The sequence below is a fragment of the uncultured Alistipes sp. genome (assembly GCF_963931675.1).
Taxonomy (GTDB): domain Bacteria; phylum Bacteroidota; class Bacteroidia; order Bacteroidales; family Rikenellaceae; genus Alistipes.
This window is the reverse complement of record NZ_OZ007039.1, coordinates 1,733,156-1,753,770: the sequence shown is the minus strand read 5'-3', so window position 1 is coordinate 1,753,770 and position 20,615 is coordinate 1,733,156. Positions and strand designations below refer to the sequence as shown.

Below are 20,615 nucleotides of genomic sequence, written 5' to 3'. Positions count from 1 at the left end.
GACCATCTATGCGACTTATTTTCGAAATCGAATACCGCACCCAATGGGGCGAACAGCTCGGGCTGCTGCTCGGGAAACGGAAAATCGCCCTGCAATACGCCGGGGAGGGCATCTGGCAGGGCGAGGTCGAATGCCGGAAACTGCAAACGCCTATCGACTACCGCTATACGGTCGAACGCGACGGCGTGACGATCCGCACCGAATGGCACACCCATCGGCTGCGCCTTCCGGCACTGCCGCCCCGCCGATGGCTCCACATCCGCGACTGCTGGCAGGAGATCCGCCCCGACGCCGCATTCTACACCACGGCCTTCACACACGGGATCTTCAGCCGCGCTGCCGGAGAGGACAATCCGACCGATCCGCAAACCCCGGCAGGCATCGGCACAAGCCCTTCGGACGCCGATGTGTGGCTACGCATCGTGGAACCGGCGATCCACCCGGACGAAACACTGGCCATCGCCTCCGCGGGGTTGGACAACTGGCAACGGATCGTCCCGCTCGACGACATCGACTTCCCGGTTTGGGGCTGCGCCTGCGACCTGCCCGTCGGTTGCGAGTACAAACTGCTGATTGCCAACCGCACGACCCTTGCCCCCGTCCAGTGGGAGGAGGGGCCGAACCGCATCTGGAGAGGTCCGGCGGCCGAGGGTGAGATCCTGCTCGACGCTTCGCTCACGCCCCGCTTTCCGCAGCGGCCCTGGAGAAGTGCCGGAACCGCCATCCCGCTCTTCTCGCTCCGTTCGGAGCAGAGCTTCGGCGTCGGCGAATTCCCCGACCTGAAACTCCTCATCGACTGGGCGGCGGCAACCCGCCAGCGGGTCATCCAGGTGCTGCCGATCAACGATACCTCGATGACCGGGACCTGGGAGGACTCCTACCCGTACAACGCCAATTCGAGTTTCGCCCTGCACCCGCAGTTCCTGCGGCTGACCGAGGCCGGGGTCGTGGAGGACGACGAGTACCGCCGCCTGCGCGACGAGCTGAATGCCCTGCCCGAAGTGGATTACGAACGTGTCAACCGGACCAAGCAGCGGCTGCTGCGGGCCGCCTTCGCACAAAATGCCGCCTACACGGCCTCACGGCCCGATTACCAGGCGTTCGTGGCGGCCAACCGCTCGTGGCTGCTGCCCTATGCGGCCTACTGCACGCTGCGCGACGAATACGGCACGGCGGATTTCGCGCGCTGGAGCGACATGGCCCGCTACGACCGCAAACGAGTCGAGGAGTACTACCTGCGCAGGCACGACGAGGTGGCCTACCACTGCTACGTACAGTTCTACCTCCACCTGCAGCTCTCCGAGGTCAGCCGCTACGCCCACAGCCGGGGCATCATCCTGAAGGGCGACCTGCCCATCGGTGTCAGCCGCACGAGTGCCGACGTCTGGCAGTCGCCACGGCTGTTCCACCTCGATTCGCAGGCCGGAGCGCCGCCCGACGCCTTCTCGGCCATGGGCCAGAACTGGGGGTTCCCGACCTACAACTGGGAGCGCATGGCCCGGGACCACTACGCCTGGTGGCGGGAGCGGCTGCGCAAAATGGGCGAATATTTCGACGCCTACCGTATCGACCACATCCTCGGATTCTTCCGCATTTGGGAGATTCCCGCCGAGGCGGTCCACGGACTGCTGGGGCACTTCAACCCCGCCCTGCCCTACCCGGCCGAGGAGTTGCGCCAGATCGGGTTCGACGTCGAGCGGGGGTTCGGGACAACGCCTCCACTCGATGACGCAACGCTCGGCGAATTCTTCGGCGACCGGGCCGGAGAGGTTCGCGAACGCTGCCTGAAGGAGGGACGGCTCCGTCCGGAATTCGCCACACAGCGCCGGGTCGCCGCACAGTTCCCGGGCGAGGACGAACCGGCAAGGCGCCTGCGCGAAGGGCTGACGGCCCTGCTGGACGACGTGCTCTTCGTCGAGGACCCGCGCCGCAAAGGGTATTTCCACCCCCGTATCGCCGGTCATGCCACCCGCTCCTACCGGATGCTGGCCCCCTGGCAGCAGGAGGCCTTCGACCGGTTGCACGACGACTTCTTCTACCGGCGTCATGACCGGTTCTGGAAGGAATCGGCGCTGCGCAAGCTGCCGGTGCTGCAAACGGCCTCCGAGATGCTTCCCTGCGGCGAGGACCTGGGGATGATCCCCGCGTGTGTCCCGGAGACGATGCGGATGTTGCAGATCCTCTCGCTGGAGATTCAGCGGATGCCCAAGACCTTCGGCGAGGCTTTCGCCGATCCGGCCCGCTATCCCTACCTGAGCGTCTGCACCACCTCGACCCACGACATGAACCCGCTTCGCGCCTGGTGGGAGGAGGACCGCGACGTCACGACGCGCTTCTACCGCGAGGTGCTGCACGGCGAAGGCGACGCACCCCGCAGTTGCGAGCCGTGGATCTGCCGCCGGATCATCGAGATGCACCTTGCCTCCCCGGCGATGTTCACGATCCTGCCGCTGCAGGACTGGCTCTCGATGGACGAGACGCTGCGCGCCGCGGACCCGCACAAGGAGCGGATCAACATCCCGGCCATTCCCCGTTACCGGTGGCGCTACCGGATGCACCTGACCCTCGAACGGCTGCTTGCGGCCGAGGATTTCAACACCACGCTCTGCGACATGATCGCCCTCAACGGCCGTCGGTAGAACGGTAAAAGGGACCGCACCCGGCTGCCGTTACACATGAAAAAATCCGGACGGAAATCGTCCGGATTTTTTGCTGTATTCCGCGGTTCCGCTACCCGAAGAGTTCGTTGAGCAGGGCCGCCAGGCGGTAGGCCGCCTTGACGAGCTGCCGCTCGGCAAGCAGGTAGGTATCCTGAACGAAGTCATTGTCGTATACCTCGTCGGGCCGCTGCCAGTCGTAGATCACCCGGCAATCGACGGCCGTCTCATGCACCCATTCGCGGGGAGTCCCTGCCGCTATGGCCCGACGCTCGCGTTTCGTATGGGTATCCAACTGTTCGCGGTACTCCGAATAGCTCCAGCCATGCGCCCGGTCGAGCACTCCCCAGTCCCACACGGCATGGTAGGACATCTTCTTACCGTTGAGCACGGCCCGGCCGCTCTTGCATCCCGGATACTTCACATGACTCGGGCAGTGCATGTCCCCGGCGATGTGGATGACATACATCAGGTTCAGCCGCACGAGCGAATCGTCCATCTCCCGGTAGTTGCGCAGACGGTCGCAGGCCTGCATGAGCGCCACGACACAATTCACCTTGCCGTCACGCAGGGTGTCGACCAGCTGCATCCGCTCGTCGACATAGCTGACATGCTCGATATCGCGGAATTCCGGGGCATCCCGGTGCTTGTCCATGTAGGAGGCATAGTAGACGATGGAGTGCTCCAGATAGCGGGCGATGTTGCGTTTGGCGCGGCGGGTCAGATGCTGTTCGGCGATGCTGGCGATGGCGTCGTGACGCGTGCGGTCCCAGGCCGCCGCCGGGAACGCCAACCCCACGAGCGAGAGGAACAGCAGGGTGTATTTCCAAATTTTCAATTTCATGGTTCTTCTGTTTTTATCGTGTTTTTATCGATCGGTTACTTCGTCAACGAGACGGCCCGGAAATTGTCGAACTGAACCCGGTTCTTGCTGGCAACCGCAGGCCCGAACAGCACCTGTGTCGTAGCATCGGCTCCCAGGATGCGGAAAGTGAAGTCCTCCCAGGCATTGCCCCGCGAAAGCGTGACAGTCAACACGCCGTCCGTTGCCCCTTCGATGGTTCCGGCCCCGCGCAAAGCGATCGTCAGGGTCTTGTTCGTATCCGCCGTCTTCGAGAAATACTGGTAGAAGTAGGTGGCATCGAACGACACCTCCACATCATCGGTTCCCGAAATGGCCGTAAGGGCGGGCGAGATCAGCAGGCCCTGCGCCGACGAGGAGTTCAGGTGGATATATCCGGGACGCGTATAGACGCTCTTTTTGCTGCTGTCATAACTCCATCCGTGGAGCGAGGTTCCCTCCTCCTCCAGCTTGTCGAAACGAATCATCGTATCGGTCGTACAGTAGGTATTGATCCAGTCCGTGTTAGTTGCCAGCAGGGCGCTTCCGCTCGTCGGGTCGATCCACGAAAAATCGTCCTGGAAGTAGACCGTAGCCGTGCTCTCGACAAGTTGGGCCTGCAGCGCCCGCGAGCTCTCCGACGAACGGTAAGTCTGCGGAATCTCCTGCTTGCCGGAGTCGTAGTTCATGTGGTTGGCCACGATCCGCACGTTGAAGTACGGGTGTCCCGCGACGCTCTTGCCGTCAAGTCCGCCGATATGCACATGCGGTTCCCAGCTCTTGCCCGTCGCCGCAATTCGGCCATCGGGCCGCACCACATAGTAGGTATAGTCGGTCGCATTGGGCACCTCGGTCCAGCTCAGGTCGAAACCGTAGGCCGAGGCTTCCGACAGGGCAACGTTCCCCGGCGTCTCCAGTTGCGGGAGTTCCGAAGCCGACGAGTAGGCGTCGTCAAGTTTCACCACCCCGAAATAGTTGAAGAAGAGGCGTCCCTTGGCTGCCGTCCGCGATTCGAGGCGGAAGCGCGTCTCGGCGGTTATGTCCTGCACGACGAAACGGTGGCGCACCCAGTCGTTCCAACTGCCCATGCGGAACTCCACGCTCTTCGAACCGTCCTCGAAGGTTCCGTCGCCCTCGATCGTAATGGCAGCCGCATCGTCGTCGTAATAGTCGTTGGTCCCGAGGAAGGCCGTACCGCCGACAATCACCTCGGCGTTGACCTTCGTACCCGGATCGATGGCCGAAACCCGGGGCGTGAAGACCGAGCCCACGGCCGACGAAGTTCCCAACTTGATGCTTCCGGCATAGAGGTAGGCAGCGGAGTTGCTCGAAGTCATCTCCCAGCCCTTCTCTTCGAGCAGGGTCTTACCGGCGGCCGACACCTTGTCGAAACGAATGCCGGCCGGATTGCCCGGATAGGTATCCACGAAACTCTCCTGACCATAGACACCCACCGTCACCCATGACAAGTCGTCTTCGAGCAGGGCATAGCCCACCGGATGCGAGTCAACACCCGTCACGGAACTCTTGACCGTTCCCTCGACCGGTTCGCACCACTCCGAAGCCTCATAGGTCGTATCCTCTTCAGCCGGGAGTGCGCGGACGGTCAGCGAGCAGCTCGTTCCGGCAATCAGCCCGTCGAACACCACGTTCGTCTCCTCCGTTTCGCCGCTGCGCGATTCGACGACCTCACCGCAGTTCAGGCAGGTGTACGTATATTCATACCGGACGGCGCTCTCCACGGCCGGCCAGGAGAAACGCACCGAGCTGGCCGTCGAACCCTCCTGATCATAGGTCACTTCGGGTGTGTCGAGGGGAGTCAACTCCACGGGAGGCTGCTCGTCAGCCCCGGCCTTCACCAGACGAACGTTGTCGAAGAACCAACGGTTCGCCTTGACCTCCTCGACCGATTCGAAGACGATCTGCGTCTGGTCCGTCGCGCCGTAGACGATGCACTCCTTGGTTTCCCACTGCATCGGGGTCGCGGTCTGCATCTCGAAGAGCTTCACCGTCGAGACGTCGTCGTTGATCGTCCCCGGGCCGATGACGCGCACCTGCATGGTCGAAGGATCCCACGAGCCGCCCGAAGAGACGTAGATGCAGCAATCGAAGCTCACCTTCACGTTGGCCGTGCAGTTGTGCTTGATCTCCAGCGTCGGGGTCACCAGACCGCCGCCGCAGCCCGCGGCATTCGAGCCCCGGCCCATCTTGATGTAGCCGATCCGCAGGTAGACCCGCTCCTTGAGTTTGTTGTCGTCGGTCACCCAGCCCGAATTGATCAGCGTATTGTAGGCCTCGTCACCGAAAGCGGCAGCCGTCACGCCATTCCAATACTGCTCGGCCGTGAGCGGCGTCGGCCAGGTCCCGACGTAATCGGTTCCGCCGTAGACATCGGTCACCCAACTGAAATCATCCTCGAAATAGACATGTCCCTCGGGCAGTCCGTCGTCGGCCCCGACCTGGAAAACGAGTTCATGGCCCTCGCCCACATTTCCCTCGTAGAAGCGGAAATCGTCCAGACAGCAGGCGCCGCCCGTGTTTTCAATGCGCAGGTCGAGGCTCTCGGTCTCCTCGGGAACATAGAAGCAGGCAAGGAGCTCCTTCCAGGCGCTCTCCGCTTCGGACTCCAACCATTCACAGGGCACCTCAATGAACTCATCGCCGCCGTTCCCGACCAGCAGCCGCAGCTGCGACTCCTCCAACTGCCCCGAGATGGGAGCAACCCCGACCTTGACCCGGAAATAGCGGTCGCCGAGGAGCGATATGCCGCTGACGGAGAACGAGGGTGTCAGTCCGTCTTCAACCCCTGCGGCATCGGCCAGCACGACGGCATTGCCACCCGTTGCGGCCTCGTAACCCGAGGAGGCGTAGTCGGAAACCACCTCGGCGTGAACTCCCGAGAAGAGCGCCGAGGCCGTACCGACGCCGTCGGTCCCCCACTCCGTGAAGTCGGAGACGGCAACCGGAGCGCCCACGGGGTCCGCACCCATGCCCGTTCGGAGATAATAAATCAGTTCGTCGGCCGAACCCTGCCGGACCTCGATCTGCGTGGTCACGCCGTCCAGCGAATCGAAATAGAGCGTCGCCGTACGGGCCTCGCCCGTATTCACCGCGGCCGAGACGTGTACCTGATGACTGCCGTAGGCGGCGCGGGGCGATACCGTGAGCCAATCCGCCTCTTCATCGATATGGATGACCCAGTAGACGTTGGACGTAACCTCGAAGGTGACATCGCCACCCTCATAGGTCAGGCCGCGCTTGTTCGCACTCACGCTCGTCGTATTGACCCCGAGGGTCGGCTCCTCGACCTCGGACTCGCTACATGCCGCGAACGACACACCGGCCAACACGAGGAACAACGTCCGGATCCGATTCAATAGATCTCTTTTCATCGTTTCACTATTTTCGATTATTTCATACTCTTCGTAAAGGCCTTCGGACGCACCATCTGCTCGCTCCATTCGTTGCCGAAGCGGTCGGTCACCTTGATCTCAAGCGTACTGGTCGCACTGGATGCCGTCACCGAGAAGATGTGCGACATGGGACAGGAGGCCCAATCGGAGGTGGCATCGGCACCGTGCTCCACACGCGGAATGTCGAAGACGATCGTATGGAGCGGGTCGCGCTGGAGCAGCCGCTTGACCGGCAGCGGCGCGTCGTTTTCGAAGACCTCGACACGCCACTTGGGATCGTAGTTCCAGACGTTGATGAAGACCTCGTTCTCCCCAACCGACGCATAGTCGTACCCGCCGTTCGTGCGGCTCGGATACTTCGAAAGGTAGGACTTGTAGAGGTTGGTGTTCAGGTGGGCCTTGACCACGTTCATGTCGTAGCTGCGGAACTGATAGTCAGGATCCTCGCCGATTCCCTTATAGTACCACTCGACCTTATTGTCCGAAAAGGTGTAGACGCCGTAACCGGCCGGGGTTCCGTCCACGCAGATCGCACGGTTGGAGTAGAAGCTGCTCCACCACCAGGTTTCGCACACCGCGGCGGTATTGTGTTCGATGATCCCTTCGTCGATGACCATCGTGCTGTTGTAGTGGGTGTGGCCCGTGATGAAGTGCACATTGGAGAAGCCCTCAACGGCCTTCAGCAGGGCGGCCGTACCGCCCGTCGTGCTGGACATCCGGGGCACGTTGCTGAACGAGGCGTTGTAGTTTCCGTGGAGCTGGACATGGAGGCAGATGACCAGCGGCGCCGTCTTGTCCTCCACGGCAGCCAGGTCGTCGGCCAACCACTCCATTTGGGAGAGCGAAACCAGCGCATTGAAATTGCGGTCTCCGACGACTCCTTCCGCGCCGTCGGTATTGATCCAGTCGATATCGTCCAGCACCACATAGTGCACACGTCCGAGGTTGAACGAATAGTAGTTCGGACCCAGCATATTGCAGTAGGGGGTCTGTCCCAGTACGTCGCCCGTGACATAGGGGTCGTTGTCGTGGTTGCCCATCGCGTGGAAAACCGGAACCGTATAGCCGCTGGAGGACAACAGTCGCCTGTAATCGGCAATCGCAAAGTCGTTGTCGTACCAATAGCGGTCCCAGGTCATGTCGCCCGCAATCAGGCAGTAGACCGGGAGCGGACTCGAATCGGCGAATGCCTGCGTCTCGGCCAGGAATCCGTTGCTGAAGAAGTTCAGGTCGTTCTGCTTGTCGGCCAGATGGAGGTCGGAGCCCACCAGCATCACGTGACGGTCGTTGTCGACCTCCACGAGTTCGAAATTGTGCACCTCGCAGACATCGGTCCCGGCGGTAAGTCCGGCCCAGAATCCCATCATGTCGCTGTCGAAGACCGCCGGTTCGTATCCCGAGGGCAGCGTGATGAAAACATAGCCCAGCGACTTGGCCGACGCGAGCCAATAGTAACCGTTTTCATCGGTCACCGTGGTCTCGATACCGTCGGAGACCCGCACACCGGCCACGCCCCGATCCCCGCAATAGACGATTCCCTTGAGGTTGTAGCCCTCCTTGTCGGGGACCTCCTGATCGATGGTCAGATAGATACGGACCGTGGTGACATACTGCTCCGCGGAACCGCGAACCACGTAAACCTCGTAAGTGCCGCGGACCAGCTCCGCCGGCACGACGACACTTGCCGTCTTGTCCGTCACGTCGCCGACCGGCATCTCGACGCGCAGCCCCTCGGCGCGGAGCGACAGAAGATCGCCCGCCTCGAAGCCCCGGCCCTGCAGCGTGAGCTGCTGCCCCTCGTAGACACTCATCACGGAGGCGAGATAGAGATTGCGGACCAGCCGATCGGGTTGCACGAACTCCTTCGGCTCCTCCTCGGAGCAGCCCGTCAGCGACCAGAGACAGGTCGCCAACAGGAGCATTCTCAACAGATACAACGAATATTTCATACTCTTTTTTGCATTTTTCGGGTTCTACATATCCAGGCACGACATGCGGATGATGCCCAGACGGCTCGTTCCTTCGGCGGTATCCTCGTTGTCGCTGGCGTTCCGCTGACGCGTGGCGCGGAGACGGATTGCGAAGCTTGCACGGTCCTTCAGCTCATCGGGGAGCACGAAGAGGTACTCGGGAGCATGGATGCAACTGTGCCAGTTGGAGGCGACATACTCGTAACCGATCGGGGTCCACTCCTTCGCATCGTCCGTCTCGGCCCACTCCATCTGGAAGTACATCGGGCCCAGCGTGTTGCTCGAAGCCGTGAACTGGAGCGAGATCTGCCCCGTATAGCCCGCCGTGGAGAGGTTCGAAAGAATCCAGCAGCAGCCGTCGGTGTCGGAATTCACCGCCGAGGTGTTCTTCCACCAGTTCTGCGCCATCAGGGCGATGTACTGGACGCCCTTCGTGTTGCCGTAGGTCGGGAGCCAACTGCCGGTCTGCTCGTTCCAGGTTGCCGCCGTGCAGCGGGCATGAGCCCAGGCCAGGTACATCTGCTGCGTATTGCCCGAGGTCGAACCCAGGACGTCGACACCCACCGAGTGCTTGAGCTGCCCTTGACCGACGGAGGCCATGACGGTCGGCAGCGCCCCCTTGTTGTCGGTCCACGGCCCGATCTGCATGATCGTCTTCGAAAGGCGCGTGGCGGGATCGGCATCGAAGTTGGTGATGTCCGACTCGCGGCGGATGCGGATGCACCACGACTCCACCTTGCGGCGGCTCTCGTCGCGGCCGTCGTAGACGTCGCACTTGTAGCGTTTGTTGACGATTCCCGTGATGTCGCCCGCACCCTCGGGCATCATCGACAGCGCCCGTTCGGTGAACGACCACGTGGTGTAGAGCTTCGTCGTGTTGCCGTGTGCGTCGCGCACGTAGTGGCCGTACTCGATCGTCAGGTCGTTGTAATCGGCCGAAGCCTGGTATGCCGCGCCCTGTTCCACACCCAGGTAACCCGATTCGTTGATGTTGACCAGCGTACCGTAGGGCAGCGCGAACTCCACGTTACTGAGCGTCACCAGCCGGTTTTCGTACTGCGAGAGTTGCGACACGTCGTCCAGCACGATCGGCTCGACCGCCGGGCCCGGTTCGGACGACTGCACGGCCGACGACGACAACCGGTCGATCTTCAGGCCGTTCGTATAGGTGTCGCGGGCGATGATCTGACCGTACATGTGAATGGTCACCCGATCGTTCAAATCATAAGTATTGTCCGCCTCATTCTCGAACTCGATCCACAGGCCTGCGGTGGCATCCTGGATGAACATCGTATTGGCGGGATTTTCGCCATTCTTCCCGTAGGCCACGGGGTAGTTGCGCGTCGTGCGGTCGCTGATGACGCTTCCCACGACATAGACGTTCTCGGAGATCTTGCCCTCGCCCATCGCCAGCAGTTCGGAGAGCGAGATCTGTTCAGCGTTTTCGAAAGCCGTGGTCCGGTCGGCCTGATAGATCACGAACTCGCGCGACAGCGAGGTCCCGTACGCCTGGATGCGGATGCGGGCTTCCCGGGCGACATCGCCCTCATTGGGTGCACAGACAAAGGTCTGCGTGTGGTCGGTAAACTCCCCGATGCTCACCCACGAAGCATCCTCGGGATCGACCAGTTCGGCCACCCAGTCGACATTCGACGTCACGTTGACCGTGAAGCTTTCGCCCTTGACCGACACGGTCTTGCCGGCATCGCCCATGTCGATCTCCAGCACGGGCTCGGCGGCTTCCTGGCTGAACTTCAGCACCATGACCGACTCGCCGTCGACCACGACGTTCAACTCGCCGTAACGCCTGTAAGCGCTCTTATTCTCCTTGACGAGCGTCGAGAAACGGGCGTCCCCGACCCCTTCGGTGGGCCAGAAGGAGATCCACTCCGCATCCTCGGCATAGGTGGGCACCAGCTGCCAGTGGCCATAATTCGAGTACATCAGAAAATCCTGCATCCCGCCACTGACGCCATAGGAGAGCTCCTCCAGGGGGTTCCGGTCGGGATCAAGCAGGTAGAGATACTTCTCTGCCGTATCGTCCTTCTCGCAACCGGCGAACATCACACCCGCTATCAGCAGCAGCAAGGTCCGCCAAAAGGTTCTGTTCCAAATATATGATCGTGTTTTCATGTGCTTTAGCATTCTTTGGGTTTATCGGATTCCCCGCTCGACGGCCTCCAGCGACCACCACAGCGGAGTCTTCATGTCGTCATCGCCGCCGTAGACGTTGCGCAGGCGGGCCAGCACCTCTTCGTAGTTTTCGCGGTTGGTCTCCATGGTGTTGGTCGGATAGACCAGACGCCGGGGCAGGATGTGGTCGTTGAAGGTTCCCGTACCGATGACCAACTCGGGATACCCCGTCCGCCGGTAGTCAGCCCAGGCCTCGAATCCCACCCAGAAGAGCGCCACATACTTCTGATCAAGGATCGTCTTCAGCGTTCCGTCGTAGGGCACGTTGGCCAGGAAGTTCTCGATGACCCGGTCGGTGATGTTCAGCCCCGTCTTGTCGACGCCGTGCCAGAACTCGATGGAGGCCCGGATGGCCTGCTGATAGGTCGCAGCGGCATCTCCGGCCACCCAACCCCGCTGCATCGCCTCAGCCTGGATGAAGAGCACCTCGTCGTACTTCATCAGCGCATAGGGCGAATCGTACTCGCCGAGATTCGTCTTGTTGAGATTCGCCACGCCCGTGAGGTCGGCCTCCTGGGCCTCAATGCCGCTCTGGCCGCCCTTCCAGCCGTCGGCGCCCGACGGTTGGCGGAACCAGATGCTGATACGCGGGTCACCGGTCTCCTTCATCATGTTGATGATCTGCTCGGCCGGGCGCCGTCCCGTAGAGGTCGTGAACTGGGTCTCCAGCCGCGAACCGAAGTAGTTGACGAAGGGCTCCACAGCGTCGTAATACATCGTGGCGTTGTCGTCGTTCGAGGTGAAAATCGGATAGCGCGCGGGCGACGAGAAGATCTCGTTGATCTTCTCCGACACCCCCAGCACGTCATCGCGGTTGCTCAGACGCATGAGCAGGCGCAAGTAGAGCGAATTGTTGAATTTCTGCCATTTGGCCACGTCGCCGCCGTAGAGCAGGTCGCGTTCGGGGTTTTCGAACGCCGCCGAGGTGTCGTAGAGCGAATTGGCATACTCGTAATCGGCCATCAGTGCGCGGTAGACATCCTCCTGCCGGTCGAATTTCGGCTGGCTGATTCCCTCCGAGGGGCCCTTGAACGCCTCCGTATAGGGAGCATCGCCGAAGATGTCGATCACGTTGGAGATCAGCAGCGTGCGCAGTGTAACGGCCACGGCCTCGTAGTTGGGGCTCTCGCGCTGGATGGCCAGCAGGCGCATGTGGTCGGCATTGGCAGCCTGGCGGTAGAGGTTCGACCAGGCCGACGAACCCACCGAATTGGCGATCACATAGCGGTGGTAGGTGTTGTTGCCCGACCCGGCAAACGTATATTGGATCAACTCGCCGTTCAGCAGCCACGTCCGATAGAGGAAAACCTCGGTCCCGGAGTAGAGCAGCTGCTGGAGCATCCCCGAAGGACCGATATTCCAGAGATCCATCTCGTTGGGATTGGTATTGTACTCGTCGAACTTCGTCGTGCAGCTTCCGAGGGAGAGCAGCAGCGCCATTCCGAGCATCAGATATTTCATAGTCTTCATCTTTTTGTCCTGTTTTAGAATCCGAGCTTAAGGCTGAAACCATAGGAGCGCACCATGGGATAGGCACCCGTCTCCACACCCCGGTAGAGCGACGAACCGGAGAGCGACGCCACTTCGGGATCGTACTGCGGGAAGTTGGTGATGCAGAAGAGGTTCGTGGCGAAGAACGAGATCGAGGCGCTCTGGAATACCCTCGTCTTGGCGCAGAGGCTCCGCGGCAAGGAATACTCGATGCGCAGCTCCTTCATCTTGAGGTAGGAGGTGTCGAAAACGTTCGATTCGGTATTGGCACGCGGGTAGATCACCGTATTGTAGTAGTCAACCGCATCGGTGGTGATGGTCGTGTTCTTCGAGTAGGTTCCGTCCTCGGCAACATTGACGCCCGGATGGATCAGCCCGTCGTAGCGGCCTTCGAGCGAATTGGTCAGCTTGCCCATGTAGGAGAGGATCGAATTGGTCAGCGAGTAGGCCTTGCCGCCGTAGGAGGCTGCGAACGAGGCCGTCAGCGAGAGGTTCTTGTAGCGGAGCGAGGTCGTGAAGCCGCCCTTCCACTGCGGATAGATGCTGCCCAGATCCTTCAGGTTCGTACCGTCGAGAATCGGGTTGCCGGTTTCGGCGTCGACGATGTCCTGCCCCGAGCAGTCGATCTTGCGGCCTTGCTCGTCGTAGTAGAAGGCCCCTTCGGGCGCCGTCTGGAGTCCGTAACCGTAGATGCGTCCCAGCTCCGTACCCGGATAGGCATAAATGAAAACCTTGCTGCCGATGGTGTTGTTGGCGTTGAGCTGCCAGACATTGACGCCCGGAGCCAACTCGACCAGTTCGTTCCAGTTCTTCGACCAGTTGACGTCGATGTTCCAGCTCCAGTTCCGGTGCTCAATCGGGCGGAAATGCATGGCCACCTCCACGCCGTTGTTGCGCACGCAACCCGCATTGATGACCATCGACGAGGCGCCCGTCGCCCAGTCGGAGGGGACGTTGATGATCTGATCGGTGGTCTCCGAATCGTAATAGGCCACGTCGAACGAGATGCGGTTCTTGAAGAAGTGCCCTTCGACACCCACCTCCCAGCTCTCGACGTTCTCGGGCTTCAGCCGCATGTTCTTGGTCGAGCTCGGAAGCGTATAGGCCCCGGTGAAGACCGAGGAGTTCGAGTAGGCGGCCAGCAACTGATAGGGTTCGGTGTCGTTACCGACGTTGGCCCACGAGCCGCGGATCTTCAGCATGTCGATCCACGCGGCCTTCTGCTTGATTCCCAGCACCTCGTCGAGCAACACGCTGGCGCTCACCGACGGATAGAAATAGGAGTTGTAACCCGGGGCCAGCGTCGACGACCAGTCGTTGCGGCCCGTAATGTCGAGGAAAAGCATGTCGCGCCAGCTCAGCGAGACGAAGCCGTAGAAGGAGTTGATCGACTTCATGCGACGCACGGACGAGAAGTCGAGCGTTCCGTTGACATTCTGGAGAATGAAGACGTTGGGCTCCTCAAGCTGCTGGGCCGTCAGCCGGATATTGCTGTACTTGTAGACCATGTTGTTGCCGCCGAACGAGGCATTGAGCGCAAAGTCCCCGAAGGTGTCGTGGTAGTTGAGCAGAAAATCGTTGTTGATCTCCAGCGAACGGATGGTCTGTTCACGGTACATGCCGTCGAGGTAGGCGTGGGTGTACTGGGGTTTCTGCTGGGTGCGGAAGTCGTTGCTGAAGTCCAGACCCGAGCGCAGCGTCAGCGACAGCTTGTCGGGGATGATGTGCCCCGTCACGCTCGCATTGCCGTACACGCGGTCGCGGGACTGTGTATTGAGGCATTCGTACACGATAAAATAGGGGTTGTCCATCGACCCGTTGATGAGCTTCATCGAGGTATCGGCCCCCGAGTAGTAGTCGACCAGACGGCCGCTCGCCCACTCGTTGTAGGCATCGTCCACCGAGGCGCTGACCGGCTGCCAGAGCAGTGTCTTCAGCGGCGAGGAGTTGCTGTAACCACCGACGGGCAGGTTGTCCGAATTCTTGCGGTAGTAGGTCATCTTGACCGACGCCTCGATCCACTTGTTCCGCTTGCTGGAAGCCGAGAAGCTGATGTTCTGCGTATTGAATCCCGTATTGGGTACGATCCAGTCGTTGCGCGTATCCTTGATCGAGAGTCGGAGCTGCGAACCGCGGCCGTCGCTGGCATCGATCGCCACGCTGTTGGTGTAGGTGACGCCCGTGCGGAAGAAGCCCTTGTACCAGTCGCACACCTCGTAGGGAAGCCGCGTATAGGTGTCGGTTTCGGGATCATACGAGGCGTACATGTAGCGCATCTGCCCGTTGATCTTCTCGCCGAACTGATAGCGGGAGTGGAAGGTCGGGATGCGCACGCCGGTATCCGAATGCTCGGCATCCACGGTATAGAACGAATACTCGTCGGGGCTCAGGCCGTCGGATGTATGGCCCGTGTTGATGGTGGTCTTGCGGAAGTCCCCGGCGCCGTATTCATACTGGAAATCGGGCCAATAGCCTGCCTTGTCGAAGGTGACCGACGTGGAGTAGGTCACGCCGATGCCCCGCTGCTGACGGCCGGACTTCGTCGTGATAATCACGGCACCGTTGGCGGCCCGCGAACCATAGAGGGCCGTTGCGGCGGGGCCCTTGAGGATGGAGATGCTCTCGACATCCTCGGGGTTGATGTCTCCGGCGCCGTTGCCGTAGTCGATCGGGGCGTCGTCCGACTCGTAGGAGCCGGAGGTGGAGTTTCCCTCCATGCCGTTGCCGATGGGCACGCCGTCAACGACGAAAAGCGCCGTATTGTTGTTGTAGGAGAGAGACCCTTCGCCGCGCAGCGTCACACGCACCGATCCGCCGGGGCCGGCCGACGACTGGTCCAGGTTCAGACCGGCGACCTTGCCGGCCATCCCGCTCAGCCAGTTTCCGCTGGCGCTGTTCGTGATGTCATCCTCGCCGATTTTCGACACGGCGTACCCGAGGCTCTTCTCCTTGCGGGTGATACCGAGGGCCGTCACGACGACATCCTCGATGCTGTTGGCCGAGGCCTCCAAGGTGAAATCCAGCCGGGTACGGGTTCCGACCTCCTGCGTTACGGAGTTGAATCCCAGATACGAGCAGATGATCCGGGCCTTCGAGGGCACGGTCAGGGAGTATTCACCGTTCGCACCGGTGCTGGTACCCTGGGTCGTACCCTCGACGATAAGCGTCGCACCGACGAGCGGATTTCCCTCGCTGTCCCTGACGACACCCGAGATCCGGATATTACGCTCGACAGATTCGAACACTTCACCATTTGCCGCGATGCCGTGAAGCGGCGCCGTCAGTGCACCCAGCAACAGCAGCACACAACCCTTCGTACAGACAACGCTCCAGCGTTCTATCATAGAAGTAAGAAGTTTCAACATGGTTTGTTTTAATGGTTCATGGTTTGCAATGGTCATCGATCAATGGAAAAGGGGTCGGCGTTCTCAGCCGAACGGAAAAGAGGGTCGTTTCTTCATCATACAAATCGGGTTTATTGGATTAACATTTTCACTTATCTGCTTCCCTTTGCACTGCAAATAACGGCACAAAAATATCACAAAAAAAAATTCAGCATGTTTCAATTCCATGTATTTTGCGGGTTTCCCGATTTTACAACAGGGGGTCCGAATCCGTATCCGCAGGTCACACCTGAATTTCCGCCCTACCGCAAGCCCCGTCACACAACATGATACCGGACATTATTGTTGATGAATTTTATGAATCGGGAGCACTTCCAACTGCAAAGAAAGTAAAAAAGAAATAAAATGCAAAATTAAACAACCATAAAATATCACAAAAAGAAAATATTCCATAAAATATCTCGAAAGTAAAGCAAGAAAAAGAGACGATCAAAAAAAAGAAAACGACGGATTGTCTCTCGGCTAAAAAGAGGCCATAAAACCGTCTTGTCACGGGCTTTCCGCAGCGCGACGGGCGTGGGACTGGGATTCGTAGCCCAGCACTACGGGTGGAGCTGGGCCTATGTGGGGATTCTCGGCATGGCACTGATCGGCATGGTGATTTTCCTGCTGATGTGGGATGCCCGGGCCGACGGCTACGCCACGGAGTCCGGAGACCGGTAGCCCTTCCGCAGAGCGCAGAGCGGGAAGGCTGCGATTTATGCCGCTGATTTTATATTTACAGAACATAGGATGCGGTTCGGCACAGTCAAACCTGAAAACTCCGTTTTCGTTTGCCTCTGCGCTCACCTTTCACTATATTTACAGAACATAGGATGCGGTTCGGCACAGTCAAACCTGAAAACTCCGTTTTCGTTTGCCTCTGCGCTCACCTTTCACTATATTTACAGAACATAGGATGCGGTTCGGCACAGTCAAACCTGAAAACTCCGTTTTCGTTTGCCTCTGCGCTCACCTTTGCGTATATTTGCCTTTGACAACCTTTTGTTGCACTTTTTAATGACGGAACCATGTTGAGCATCGCCGAACGGCACAAATACATTCTCGACACGCTGAATGCACACGGATTCGTGCGCATTACGGATATTGCCAATGAACTGGGCGTGACGAAGGTCACCATCCGCAAGGATGTGAAGATCCTCGAAAGCAAGGGACTTCTCTACAAAGTACACGGGAGTGCCCGTCCGGCCAATCCGCATGTGGCGGATCTGGACGTGCATGTCAAGGACAACATCAACCGCGAAGCCAAACGAGCCATTGCTCGGCGAGCCGTGGAGCTGCTGGACGACAGCGATTCGGTGATCGTGGCCTCGGGGTCGACGATTTATGCCTTTGCCGAGGAGATTCGGATGCGACCGTGGCACCACCTGAACATCGTGACGCCGTTCCTGCGGCTCGGGGTTCTGTTCAACGATGTCGAGAATGTCAATGTCGTGCAGCTGGGCGGTACGATACACAAGAAATCCCTCTCGGTCCTGGGCGGCGAAACGGCCCGGGGGCTTGAGGACTGCATCTGTTCGAAACTCTTCTTCGGGGTCGACGGTATCGATCTCGAACACGGGATCACCACATCGACCATCGAGGAGGCGCAGTTGACGCGCCGGATGATGGCTTCGGCCTCGAAGACGATCGTATTGGCCGACTCCTCGAAATTCGGGCAGCGCGGCTTCGGGCGTATCGGTTCGCTGGAGGATGTGGATGTGATCGTGACCGACGCCAGGGTCTCCGAACAGATGTCCGCGGCGCTCGAAGAGGCCGGTGTGGACCTGATCGTCGTCAAGTAGAGGCTCCGCAGCCCGTCCGGCGGACAGCAGACGGGCCGCGGGCAGCAGACAGCGGAAGGCGGGCAGCAGACAGCGGAAGGCGGGCAGCAACTTATCGACAGTTCATCTGCGGGAGGTGATTCGCAAGGGAGGAATCCGACCGTTGGAGAACCCCGCCGCCGCAATCATCCCGACAAAGATAAAGCCAAGCGTTATGAAACGACTTTTGAACAGTTCATCCGACATCGAGGAGCGCTGCCTCGAACTCGGATTTCTACCCTTTTTCCGGTGCGGGATCGCCGGGTTCTCGATCGAGGAGATGATTGCTCCGGAGCATTGGTTCAGCGACGAGGAGGGAGCCTGGGAGTGGAAAGGCCCCGTGATCCGCGAGGGGCACTGCGCCTACGGCAAATTCTTCAACCGCAAAGCGGGCTTCGTCAGCCGCGAATGGCTGCCCGACTGGGCCAATTACCGGCGTTCGCGGCTGCTGGCGCCCAACGAGGACACGGCCGCCCTGGACGACGTGGTGCTGCAGACCATCCAGGTTGAAGGCTCGGCCACCATCCAGGAGTTGCGCCGGATGCTCGGCTTTGCCCGGGGACGCGGCAAACGCTCCGCGAGAGACCTCACGTCCGAGGTCCCGGAGGATGAAAAGATCTCGCTGGACCCGATTCTGACACGCCTGCAGATGGAGATGCGTCTCGTGATTGCGGACTTCGAGTACAACATCGACCGCCACGGCAACCCCTACGGCTGGGGTGTAGCCCGCTACACGACTCCGGAGACGCTTTACGGAGGACTCGCCGTCGACCGAAGCCCTTCCGAATCGTTCGAACGCATCCACACCCATTTCCGGCGGCTTTTCCCCGACACGGCGGAGAGCCGACTGCTGAAACTCATCGGCTGAACGGGCCGGGAAGAGAAGAGACAAGACAATATCGGATTCGCTCCATCCGGAACCGGCCTCCCGATAAAAAAACACCCCTGCGGCAGAAGATTGCCGCAGGGGTGTTTTTCACCCCAAAATCGCTCCAAAAGAATCAATACTTGAAAAATCAGTACCCGGGTGTCTGCACCATCTCCGGATTGGGATTCGTCTCGAACTCCGAGGTCGGAATCGGCATGGCGTAGTTCGTATCCTTCCAGACGATATTCGTCTTCGAGGCGCCCGGCCCGGAGATCGTCTTGTAAAAGTCCTTCTCCTGCTCGCCCAGGTCCAGCAGACGCACATACTCCCACCAGCGCATCTCGCCGAACACCTCGGCCCACAATTCGTACAGCAGCGGGTCGTTGGCCAGATGATCCGTCTCGTCGGCCGTCCGGGTCCGGTCCCCGAGCGACGCATAGTCCACGGGCGAGGCTCCGTCCACCGGATAGTTGTAGGCCCGGCGGTGCACCTTGTTCACATACTCCAGCGCGGTCGCCGGGTCCGAGTCCTTCACCAACAGGGCGTACATCAGGTAGATCTCCGGCAACCGGATGAAATAGATGTTGTAACCGGCGACGTTGCGCGTGGCATCGAGCAGATGTCCTTCGAGGAAGTTGTACTTGCGGACCGGCCAGCCGTAGAAGGTTTCGGGATCGTTGCCCGTCGTCTTGGAGGTGTCCTCCCACCACTTGCCGAAATCGACCTGTGCGACCTTCCGCGAGTCATTCACCCCGTCGATGGTCATCTGCACCTCGTCGATAAAGGGCTGCAGGGCACAGACGTACAGCCGCGGATCGGGACCGTTCTCCTCACGGCCGAGTTCGTCGCGGTGCTTCTGCTGCAGGGCCAGATAATCCTCGTCGAGGTAATACTCCGTCTCGCCGCCCTCACCCTCGCGCGACTTCATCACCGCGGAGGACTGCGGAGCGGGATCCGTATAGCCGAAGCGGATCAGGTTGCGGTCGTGCATGTACTGGTTGCCGTAGGACATCGCCGTGCGCGTCCCGTCGGGCGCGATGCAGAAGGGCGGGTAGTAGAGCGACAGCGTCGAACCGGTATTGGGACTTCCGTAGGCCGCACCGCTCGTCGGGTCGGCCCGGTTGCCCACTTCGTAGAACGACTCGCTGTTGTACTCGTACTCGTCGTAACCGTTGAACATCATGCGGTAGCGCTCGAACGACTCCAGGGTCTTGCCGCTGTTGTCGATGCAATCCTTCAGGTAGGTCTTGGCCAGTTCGGTCTCCCCGGCGAAGAGACACGCCTTGGCCCGGAAGGCCTTGGCGGCCCACAGCGTCACACGATGCGGATCGGTCTGCGTGAGAAGCCCCACGGCGGCATCCAGATCCTCGATGATCGCCCGGTAGCAGTCGCCGGTCTTCTCCCGACCGATGTACATCTCCTCCAGGGTCTTGGGGACCTTGCGGACGATCGGAATCCCGACCCCTTCGCTGTCGGGCTGCCCGTAGAGCGAGAGCATGTGCCACCAGTAGTAGGCCCGGAAGAAGAGGCACTCGCCCTCGTAGTTGTTCAGCGCCTCGGTCTCGGAGTCGGGAGCCGAGGCCCGATAGGCCTCGATCTGCTCCAGCGCCGTATTGGCGTAGTAGACCCCGAGGCTCAGCGCCGTCCAGGGATCGGTGACCTTGTTGTTGCCGACCTTCACCTCCCCGGCACAGATGTCGATCCACCCCGGATCCTCGTGCCAGAGCATGTCGATCGTGTGGTCGAGGCAGTACATCACGTACCCGGCCCAATAGTTCCCGAGGAAGCACCAGTGGTGCTGCACCCCGTAAACCGAATTGACCAGCAGGTCGACATGTTCGATCTTCGTCGGGAAATTACTCGGCGACAACGAGTTGGGATCACTCAGTTCCAGCCAGTCGCTGCCGCAGGCGGTCGCTGCCGCGGCGGCACACGCCACCGTGGAGAGACGTATTTTTCGGAATAGCTTTTTCATG

General features: G+C 60.3%; 11 protein-coding genes. 4 read left to right on the top strand and 7 right to left on the bottom strand.

Annotated elements, in window-relative coordinates; translation table 11 throughout:
• The first annotated feature begins 8 nt into the window (after positions 1-8).
• Positions 9-2,639 (top strand): 4-alpha-glucanotransferase, encoded by a 2,631-nt coding sequence (locus tag ABGT65_RS07415; RefSeq protein WP_346700986.1) that lies wholly within the window; start codon positions 9-11, stop codon positions 2,637-2,639.
• Positions 2,640-2,730: 91 nt separating this feature from the next.
• Here ABGT65_RS07415 and ABGT65_RS07410 read toward each other — a convergent pair whose 3' ends face one another.
• The 6 genes from ABGT65_RS07410 to ABGT65_RS07385 are packed head-to-tail and all read right to left on the bottom strand — an operon-like array spanning position 2,731 to position 15,930.
• Entirely contained in the window at positions 2,731-3,501 is a 771-nt protein-coding gene (locus ABGT65_RS07410; protein WP_346700984.1) for a S1/P1 nuclease, read from the bottom strand.
• Between the two features lie 35 nt (positions 3,502-3,536).
• The gene (locus ABGT65_RS07405; RefSeq protein WP_346700982.1) at positions 3,537-6,890 is read right to left on the bottom strand and encodes a BACON domain-containing protein; all 3,354 of its coding nucleotides are present in this window, start codon (positions 6,888-6,890) and stop codon (positions 3,537-3,539) included.
• A 17-nt stretch (positions 6,891-6,907) separates the two neighbouring features.
• Positions 6,908-8,860, bottom strand: coding sequence for a calcineurin-like phosphoesterase family protein (locus tag ABGT65_RS07400; protein ID WP_346700980.1), 1,953 nt, complete (start codon positions 8,858-8,860; stop codon positions 6,908-6,910).
• Between the two features lie 24 nt (positions 8,861-8,884).
• Positions 8,885-11,014 carry a DUF5689 domain-containing protein gene (locus ABGT65_RS07395; RefSeq protein ID WP_346700978.1) on the bottom strand — a complete coding sequence of 710 codons (2,130 nt, stop codon included), beginning with the start codon at positions 11,012-11,014 and terminating at the stop codon, positions 8,885-8,887.
• 21 nt (positions 11,015-11,035) lie between these two features.
• Entirely contained in the window at positions 11,036-12,544 is a 1,509-nt protein-coding gene (locus ABGT65_RS07390) for a SusD/RagB family nutrient-binding outer membrane lipoprotein (protein WP_346700976.1), read from the bottom strand.
• Between the two features lie 14 nt (positions 12,545-12,558).
• The gene (locus ABGT65_RS07385; protein WP_346700974.1) at positions 12,559-15,930 is read right to left on the bottom strand and encodes a SusC/RagA family TonB-linked outer membrane protein; all 3,372 of its coding nucleotides are present in this window, start codon (positions 15,928-15,930) and stop codon (positions 12,559-12,561) included.
• Positions 15,931-16,455: 525 nt separating this feature from the next.
• Between ABGT65_RS07385 and ABGT65_RS07380 the strand changes: the two genes are divergently transcribed.
• The 3 genes from ABGT65_RS07380 to ABGT65_RS07370 all read left to right on the top strand — a co-directional run bounded on the left by ABGT65_RS07380 (position 16,456) and on the right by ABGT65_RS07370 (position 18,639).
• Positions 16,456-16,632 carry a hypothetical protein gene (locus ABGT65_RS07380; RefSeq protein WP_346700972.1) on the top strand — a complete coding sequence of 59 codons (177 nt, stop codon included), beginning with the start codon at positions 16,456-16,458 and terminating at the stop codon, positions 16,630-16,632.
• Between the two features lie 347 nt (positions 16,633-16,979).
• Positions 16,980-17,753 carry a DeoR/GlpR family DNA-binding transcription regulator gene (locus tag ABGT65_RS07375; protein ID WP_346700970.1) on the top strand — a complete coding sequence of 258 codons (774 nt, stop codon included), beginning with the start codon at positions 16,980-16,982 and terminating at the stop codon, positions 17,751-17,753.
• Positions 17,754-17,946: 193 nt separating this feature from the next.
• Entirely contained in the window at positions 17,947-18,639 is a 693-nt protein-coding gene (locus tag ABGT65_RS07370) for a hypothetical protein (RefSeq protein ID WP_346700968.1), read from the top strand.
• A 148-nt stretch (positions 18,640-18,787) separates the two neighbouring features.
• Here the strand turns inward: ABGT65_RS07370 and ABGT65_RS07365 are convergent, their stop codons facing one another.
• Positions 18,788-20,614: a RagB/SusD family nutrient uptake outer membrane protein gene (locus ABGT65_RS07365; protein WP_346700966.1), complete on the bottom strand. Its 1,827-nt coding sequence runs from the start codon at positions 20,612-20,614 to the stop codon at positions 18,788-18,790.
• Position 20,615: the final 1 nt, after the last annotated feature.

What these genes read in the sequence shown, in the direction of transcription:
- ABGT65_RS07375 (WP_346700970.1), top strand. Translation starts at nt 16,980, where the DNA reads ATGTTGAGCATCGCCGAACGGCACAAATACATTCTCGACACGCTGAAT.
- ABGT65_RS07370 (WP_346700968.1), top strand. Translation starts at nt 17,947, where the DNA reads ATGAAACGACTTTTGAACAGTTCATCCGACATCGAGGAGCGCTGCCTC.
- ABGT65_RS07390 (WP_346700976.1), bottom strand. Translation starts at nt 12,544, where the DNA reads ATGAAGACTATGAAATATCTGATGCTCGGAATGGCGCTGCTGCTCTCC.
- ABGT65_RS07405 (WP_346700982.1), bottom strand. Translation starts at nt 6,890, where the DNA reads ATGAAAAGAGATCTATTGAATCGGATCCGGACGTTGTTCCTCGTGTTG.
- ABGT65_RS07400 (WP_346700980.1), bottom strand. Translation starts at nt 8,860, where the DNA reads ATGAAATATTCGTTGTATCTGTTGAGAATGCTCCTGTTGGCGACCTGT.
- ABGT65_RS07410 (WP_346700984.1), bottom strand. Translation starts at nt 3,501, where the DNA reads ATGAAATTGAAAATTTGGAAATACACCCTGCTGTTCCTCTCGCTCGTG.
- ABGT65_RS07385 (WP_346700974.1), bottom strand. Translation starts at nt 15,930, where the DNA reads ATGTTGAAACTTCTTACTTCTATGATAGAACGCTGGAGCGTTGTCTGT.
- ABGT65_RS07395 (WP_346700978.1), bottom strand. Translation starts at nt 11,014, where the DNA reads ATGAAAACACGATCATATATTTGGAACAGAACCTTTTGGCGGACCTTG.
- ABGT65_RS07415 (WP_346700986.1), top strand. Translation starts at nt 9, where the DNA reads ATGCGACTTATTTTCGAAATCGAATACCGCACCCAATGGGGCGAACAG.
- ABGT65_RS07365 (WP_346700966.1), bottom strand. Translation starts at nt 20,614, where the DNA reads ATGAAAAAGCTATTCCGAAAAATACGTCTCTCCACGGTGGCGTGTGCC.